Origin of the sequence: Methylocaldum sp. 14B (genome assembly GCF_002005105.1) — a bacterium.
In the GTDB taxonomy this organism is placed as follows: Bacteria; Pseudomonadota; Gammaproteobacteria; order Methylococcales; family Methylococcaceae; genus Methylocaldum.
On the sequence record NZ_MSCV01000061.1, the window covers coordinates 1 to 5,893 of the forward strand.

Annotated in this window: 8 protein-coding genes and 2 rRNA genes; 4 read left to right on the forward strand and 6 right to left on the reverse strand. The window is 54.8% G+C overall.

The genetic code is table 11. The features are described 5' to 3' along the window. The 3 genes from B2A78_RS25205 to B2A78_RS25215 all read right to left on the reverse strand — a co-directional run. Window positions 1-324 (reverse strand): transposase (locus tag B2A78_RS25205; protein ID WP_205780906.1); only part of this gene is annotated, 324 nt, incomplete at its 3' end. Window positions 325-347: 23 nt separating this feature from the next. Then, on the reverse strand, window positions 348-692 hold the full coding sequence (tnpB, locus tag B2A78_RS25210; RefSeq protein ID WP_077732713.1) for an IS66 family insertion sequence element accessory protein TnpB: 345 nt from the start codon (window positions 690-692) through the stop codon (window positions 348-350). Beyond that, complete coding sequence (locus tag B2A78_RS25215; RefSeq protein WP_077732813.1) at window positions 689-1,087, reverse strand: transposase; 399 nt, start codon at window positions 1,085-1,087, stop codon at window positions 689-691. The genes tnpB and B2A78_RS25215 overlap by 4 nt, the downstream gene beginning before the upstream one ends. A 286-nt stretch (window positions 1,088-1,373) precedes the next feature. Between B2A78_RS25215 and B2A78_RS25220 the strand changes: the two genes are divergently transcribed. Then, a complete protein-coding gene (locus B2A78_RS25220; protein ID WP_077732814.1) occupies window positions 1,374-1,538 on the forward strand; it encodes a DUF1328 domain-containing protein in 165 nt (54 codons plus the stop codon). Window positions 1,539-1,859: 321 nt separating this feature from the next. Continuing rightward, complete coding sequence (locus B2A78_RS25225; protein WP_143735319.1) at window positions 1,860-2,207, forward strand: hypothetical protein; 348 nt, start codon at window positions 1,860-1,862, stop codon at window positions 2,205-2,207. A 157-nt stretch (window positions 2,208-2,364) separates the two neighbouring features. Here the strand turns inward: B2A78_RS25225 and B2A78_RS25230 are convergent, their stop codons facing one another. After that, window positions 2,365-2,823, reverse strand: a complete 459-nt coding sequence (locus B2A78_RS25230) for an SRPBCC family protein (protein WP_077732816.1) — start codon at window positions 2,821-2,823, stop codon at window positions 2,365-2,367. A 1,619-nt stretch (window positions 2,824-4,442) separates the two neighbouring features. Between B2A78_RS25230 and B2A78_RS26245 the strand changes: the two genes are divergently transcribed. Both B2A78_RS26245 and B2A78_RS25240 read left to right on the forward strand, forming a co-directional pair. Further along, on the forward strand, window positions 4,443-4,631 hold the full coding sequence (locus B2A78_RS26245) for a hypothetical protein (RefSeq protein ID WP_077732817.1): 189 nt from the start codon (window positions 4,443-4,445) through the stop codon (window positions 4,629-4,631). 266 nt (window positions 4,632-4,897) lie between these two features. After that, on the forward strand, window positions 4,898-5,083 hold the full coding sequence (locus B2A78_RS25240) for a hypothetical protein (RefSeq protein ID WP_077732818.1): 186 nt from the start codon (window positions 4,898-4,900) through the stop codon (window positions 5,081-5,083). Window positions 5,084-5,577: 494 nt separating this feature from the next. On the opposite strand, the gene rrf is transcribed toward B2A78_RS25240, so the two are convergent. Together rrf and B2A78_RS25250 are read right to left on the reverse strand one after the other, a co-directional pair. Beyond that, a 5S ribosomal RNA gene (gene rrf / locus B2A78_RS25245) occupies window positions 5,578-5,690 on the reverse strand. Window positions 5,691-5,785: 95 nt separating this feature from the next. Further along, window positions 5,786-5,893: ribosomal RNA gene (locus B2A78_RS25250) — 23S ribosomal RNA — on the reverse strand; the annotation flags it as partial.

Below are 5,893 nucleotides of genomic sequence, written 5' to 3' on the forward strand. Positions count from 1 at the left end.
GCAGTCCGGACACTGAGTGAGGTCAGGCTCGTGGATATGGATTTCCCGCGGCAGATGGTCAGGCAGCGCGCGGGGCGTTCTCACCCGGCGTGGGGCCGAGCGGGGTGCGATGATCGAAGCCAGCTCGGCATCACCCGTTTCGAGCTCCTCCAGCTGAAGTTCCAATTGATCGAGGAGCCCGGCCATTTTCTCGGAGCGGCGCCCGAACTGTTGGCGGCGGAGCTTGGCGACGAGGAGTTTCAGGTGGGCGATTTCGACGCGCTGGGCTTCAATCAGCGTCTTGAGGGCGGGAATCTCATCGGGAAGCACGTCGGGGTTGGTCATGCCCCGATTATACCCGCCCTCCGTCAGGCGGCGTGAGAAGGCGCGGTGCGGATCGGGCGGCGCCAGTCGATGCCTTCCAGCAGCATCGACAACTGGGCGGGGGTGAGGGATACCGTGCCGCCCGTCGCCTGCGGCCAGACGAAGCGGCCCCGCTCCAGCCGCTTGGCGAACAGGCAGAGTCCATCGCCGTCCCACCAGAGCAGTTTGATCCGGTCGCCGCGTCGCCCGCGAAAGGCAAAAATGTGTCCGGAGAAGGGCTCGGCTTGGAGCTGGGTCTGGACCAGGGCGGCCAAGCCATCGAAGCCGCGGCGCAGATCGGTCACCCCGGCAGCGATCCAGATGCGGGTGCCGGACGGAGGCGCGATCATGGGCCCTTGAGACTCGCGAGGACGGTGCGCAAGGTCGCCGCATCGACGGAACCTTTCACCTGAACCCGCGTACCCCCGAGTTCGATGGTGATGGTGCCCGGTGGAGCGGATACCGTGGCTTCACGCGCTGGCGCGGCCAATGCGGGCGTCATCGCCACCGGTAATAAGGTCGGCCCCGGCGGACCGGCCGGGGCGTTCCGGTCCTTAAGGTAGTGTCGGCGCCATTTGAACAGTTGATTGGCGTTGATCCGATGCGCCAGCGCAATCCCCGCGACCGAGGCGCCCGGCTGTAGGGTCCGCTCCACCAGTTCGCGCTTGAACTCAGGCGCAAACCGCCGCCGGCCCAAGGTATCCATCGCCACCACGCCCGTTGTGAAGTCAGCATCGTGAGTCATCAGTGCGTCCACCTCAAGAGTGTGCGGACACCCCGTGCATCCGCTCGCACCAGTGTCGCCTGAGCCTTTCAATCCGTCGAGACGGTCCTCGGCGGACGCTTACAATTTAGAGGCTGGCTGTATCGACTCGGTCGGCCTCGTCGGCTCATCGCATGATTTCTGTCAGAACGGGGCCACGTGCCGGAAAGATATCGATTGAGCAAAGCGGGCCTTACGCTTGTCTTATTTATTGCATCCACATTTCATCGCCCGGTGAAGTGCAATAACCAACCACGGAGGATATGCCATGATAGGTTGGGCAGTTACTTTCCTCGTCATCGCCATTATCGCCGCCCTTCTGGGATTCAGCGGCATAGCCGGCACGGCAGTCAATATCGCTTGGATATTGTTCGTTGTCGGACTGATCTTAGCTCTGGTCTTTTTCTTGATGGGCCGCCGTCCCCCTGTCTAGACGCGGGGACTTCGAACCTTTATTTGGCAGCCGCTGCCCGTCCAGCGGCTGTTGCCCAGCGTACAGTCGTTGCGGAATTTACCTACAACTCATCACAGCTGAATATCAGCCGCCAGCGACCATGCATCACGTGCGTCCGAATGGGCGCTGCACTTCGTCGCGGTCGTAATAACCCTCCCAGTGCCACATAGCGTCTACATTCCTGCTAAACTGGCGTGTCTCCGGCTTCCGCTAACTCATTAGCCTTCTGCGGATTCTGGCCGGTATTCCTCACGAACGAGGAAAAATTTTGCTGTTTGTTTGGCTTGAGGTATTGAGTGCATGTCCCTCGTAGAATGCAAAGAATGTGGCCACCGAAACTATGAAAAACTTTTTCAATGTCGAAAATGCGGTACGCTCACCCGTTTCGGCACCGAAAAACAAAAATTACGGCGTTTGGCTCTGGGCGTCGCGCTGATTGTCGGTGAACTAATGCTCTTGAATAATCCTGCTAAAGAAGAGCACTTTACGAAAGCAATCGAACTCGACCGCATACCCAGTTCATTTACAGTTGAGCACGATTTGGAGCTCTACGACTATCACGATTATTACTTATTCTCGGCCCTAAGCGTTGGCCGGGAAGGAAATAAGACGCTGCTCACGTTCGGATTTCTCTCGGCGGTAATATAGGCCGGCGGATCAATTTATCGACAGCCTACTGATCTTGGGGCCTTTGCGTGACCGCGCACGGACAAACATGTCACCGCGGTCTCGCAAAGGCGTCGACTTCGCGCTCCGACCCGGTAGAGCATCACCAGCACGGTCAATAATACGATTAGCCTCAGAATCAGGCCGGACTGACGGAGTTCGGGTCTGGACCCCCAGTGTATCTGCCACGAGATTCGACGAATTCCTTGAAGTTCTGAAGATCATCCTCCAAGTTAGCCTCCACTATGCCGAGGACGTCGCCGATCTTTTCTTCCAGACTTTCGGGTTGGTATTCGATGTCCAAAGTCATCCGGGTACGCCCCATATTCAGAGGTTCGAACATAATTACGCCATGAGTATCGGCAGCTTCCGAATTTCGCCAGACGATGCGCCTTCCCGGCACGTGCTCGACAACCTCAGTAACCCACTCTATCGGCTTGCCGGCGATCACGCCGCGCCAACGTAGATGCGTGTCATCGATACGGCGGACTTCCTGGACGTTGTCCATAAACTCGGAAAATTCTTCGTACTGCAACCATTGGTGGTAAGCGACCTGTGCCAGCGTATCGATCTCGATGGACTTGTGCAGACTAGCCATGTCCGGTCTCCTCGGATTGAGTCGGCTGAATTCGATGTAACAACCCTACTACGTTAAAGACACACGGCGATCCTGCCGAACCCGTGGACGTAAAGTTGGACCTAGCGAGTGCAAAGGCAGTTCATGCAGATTCTTATACGCCAATCCGATATCTCCTAGCACTACTTCGCCAGATTTTTGATTCAACCATCCGGTTGATCTGGTTATGGATACGCATTGGGAACAGGAACTAGCGGATTGACTGCTTCCCTTTTGGGATACGTTAGGACATGAATCCCGGCAGCACTGGCACCGGTTTATCTGCACGGGCTAATTGGCCCCGGGGAACGCCGACCTCGCGGCACTGCCCGCTTAAACCAACACATAACCGACCCTGGGTTCACCCTCGGAATTTACACCACCTTGATGGACTCAATCTCATTATCAAACCTCATCACTCATCATCACACGTTGCTGACCATGGTCACGCTCGGCTTTCTACAACACCTTCGGCAGAAATCCGCCCGCCGGGGAAAAAGTGCGCGACACCGCACACCGGCTACCGCCCCAGCCTGCCGATGATGGTCCGGCGCCGGCTACTGATCTTCAGATGCCCTGACTGCCACCATTGCTTCCGGCATAAGCTCGCCAGATAACTGGCGAAGTAATTTTAATAAGTTCTCGGGTATAAGAACTCTCTATTCTTGATATCGATAGACAAAAAAAGACCCGCTGTAAACAGCAGGTCTCAAAGCGGTGAATTCTGTTTTTTTTCAATTGAAACTCAACGATTCGGACTAACGCTCGCTTGGAGCTTGTCCTGGCTGCGGCTCGGCTGGGCTGCCGCCACCGGGACCGCCGGGACTGGTTGGAGTTGTCTCGTTCTGACAGCCACCGAAGGCGAGCGAAAGCCAAACTAGGCCAACGGCAATCAGCTTTTTCATAAGCTTATCTCCTTTCAGATTGAGGATCGTGAAGCTCCATCCCTAAAAAGCGATGCATTGCCTCATCTAAAGTGACATCGGTAGCTTCACTAAGTTCTTGTATCCGGTGTCGAAAGCAGCTCCGATCAGAGCATTTTCGGATTCATAGGGTGAAACGCTCGGGCAACTACCTTGACTAGCCGAGGTCATATTTACAATTGCGAAAGAGTCGTACGAGGTGATTATTTGTACGTGGCTTTCCGAAAATCCGGTTTGGTTTGCTGCTTCGCATATTCCGTCTCGTCTCTTTACGCCTTTCGCATTTTGCCCTAAATGGATGCCTAAGATTTTCAAAATTGGCTCTTAACGCGGTGCCACGCTCAAGTTTCGATCTGAGCTTAAATACAGCCGCTGCGAGACATGGAGCGATGCGAATGCGAGCGAGTCGAGTAGTCCCCGGAAGCCCGAGCGCCGGGTGGATGGCCGAAGGTCGTTGCGTTAGCAACGGTCGTAGGCCATCCACAAGGCATCGCGACCGGGCGTCGAGCCATTGTGGAGCCAGGTTCCGACCCCTTGTCGGGTCGGGACCGGTCGAACGCAGGGCGTCCGGGGCGCCGCAGGCAATAACTTGTCGCCAAGTTTTTGCTCCTTTTGGTGACTCGGAAGTCCCAAAAGGTTTTGCAAAAAATGGCGACACAATCGACAAGGAGAAAAACCATGGCAGAAAGAAGATCTGAATCCGCCCCCTCCCATTGGCTTGTGAATCGGCTAACGGAAAAGAGCACCTGGAGCGGTTTGAGCTTGGTTGTCATCTGTAGCTTGGTTCTTTTGGGGCTGCCAATCGTAAGAACTCTGGCGTGGGTGGGACTGGCTTACGGCCTTTATTCGATGTTTTCGGCCGATTAGCTGCCCCGGAACGACTCACGTTGCGGGCTCGAGCGAAATTCTTCCAGCCATTGGCTCCGGATCGCGCATTTCGAAGGACTAAGCGAAAAGCGAAGTAGTTGAGCTTTTCCCTACTTCTTCGGCGTCCTGTAAGCAATTCTACTTAGTTGCGTCGCAGCGAATTCCGTAGGGTAATAGTCTCTGTCAACGTGAGCAAGCCGAGTGCAGCGTACCGAGCAATTGGGTGTGATCAATTTTTCTTTTTTGTACCAGCGGAGGTTAGCAAGATGGCACAACAACCAGGACAAGGGCAGCCGGAACAACCTAAGAAAGATTATTTCTGGTTCTACATTGGCGGATTGATTATCGTGGTGATTGTTGGAGTTCTTTTGTTGAAAGGTCGAGAAATGTCTAGCGTGCCTTATGATGCTTATGAGGAGACCAAAAAAGAGGTTGAGCAACAAACAAAATAACTGTGGAGCAGTGCTGATCAAGGTATTCGAGACGACCGGCGTACGCAGAAAACCCGGCTTCGACCGGGTTTTTTGTCTGCAATACGTCTCGCGCGGCAGCATCCGGAAATGCGACAAAATTCCGCGCCGGTAACAATGCTTGCCGATTTGGGCGAAGCTTGAAACGACTATAGTGTAAGAAATTTGGGGAAGGAGTATGGACCGGTCAATTAATGAAAAACATCGATCTTCCCTGAACAGCATTTTATTCGATCAACTGCGCTAATAGCGATACCTTTTATCCCTATACGTTCACACCCGAATGCTCAACTCGCTGCGATGGAGGTAAGTGTGACTGCATCGCCTGTCAGCAGCCACACGAATGCATCGCGTCGATAGTTTAGCTAACAATACGTTGGCGTCACCGGTAGACGGTCTCGTGTCAATGACACTGAGCAGCGACAAAAGAATAAGGCCCCGTTGCCATTTAGGCGACGGGGCTTTGGGTAGGAGGTGCCTGGCGGTGACCTACTTTCGCACAGGGATCTGCACTATCATCGGCGCTGAGCGGTTTCACTTCCGAGGTCGGGATGGGGTCGGGTGGTTCCCGCTCGCTCTGGCCACCAGGCAAAACTGGTTTTGAGTCGAGCTTTTATTTTTTAGCTCTTCACTCGGACAACGTACACGGCGTTTGTGTCATCACCCAAACGGTTTGGGTGTTATATGGTCAAGCCTCACGGGCCATTAGTATGGGTTAGCTTCAGCCATTACTGACCGTCCACACCCCACCTATCAACCTGGTGGTCTTCCAGGGCCCTTCAGGGGACTCGT

Excerpts from the sequence above, each read along its gene's own strand:
- tnpB (WP_077732713.1), bottom strand. The coding sequence starts at position 692 with ATGATCGCGCCTCCGTCCGGCACCCGCATCTGGATCGCTGCCGGGGTG.
- B2A78_RS25215 (WP_077732813.1), bottom strand. The coding sequence starts at position 1,087 with ATGACTCACGATGCTGACTTCACAACGGGCGTGGTGGCGATGGATACC.
- B2A78_RS25220 (WP_077732814.1), top strand. The coding sequence starts at position 1,374 with ATGATAGGTTGGGCAGTTACTTTCCTCGTCATCGCCATTATCGCCGCC.
- B2A78_RS25225 (WP_143735319.1), top strand. The coding sequence starts at position 1,860 with ATGTCCCTCGTAGAATGCAAAGAATGTGGCCACCGAAACTATGAAAAA.
- B2A78_RS25230 (WP_077732816.1), bottom strand. The coding sequence starts at position 2,823 with ATGGCTAGTCTGCACAAGTCCATCGAGATCGATACGCTGGCACAGGTC.
- B2A78_RS26245 (WP_077732817.1), top strand. The coding sequence starts at position 4,443 with ATGGCAGAAAGAAGATCTGAATCCGCCCCCTCCCATTGGCTTGTGAAT.
- B2A78_RS25240 (WP_077732818.1), top strand. The coding sequence starts at position 4,898 with ATGGCACAACAACCAGGACAAGGGCAGCCGGAACAACCTAAGAAAGAT.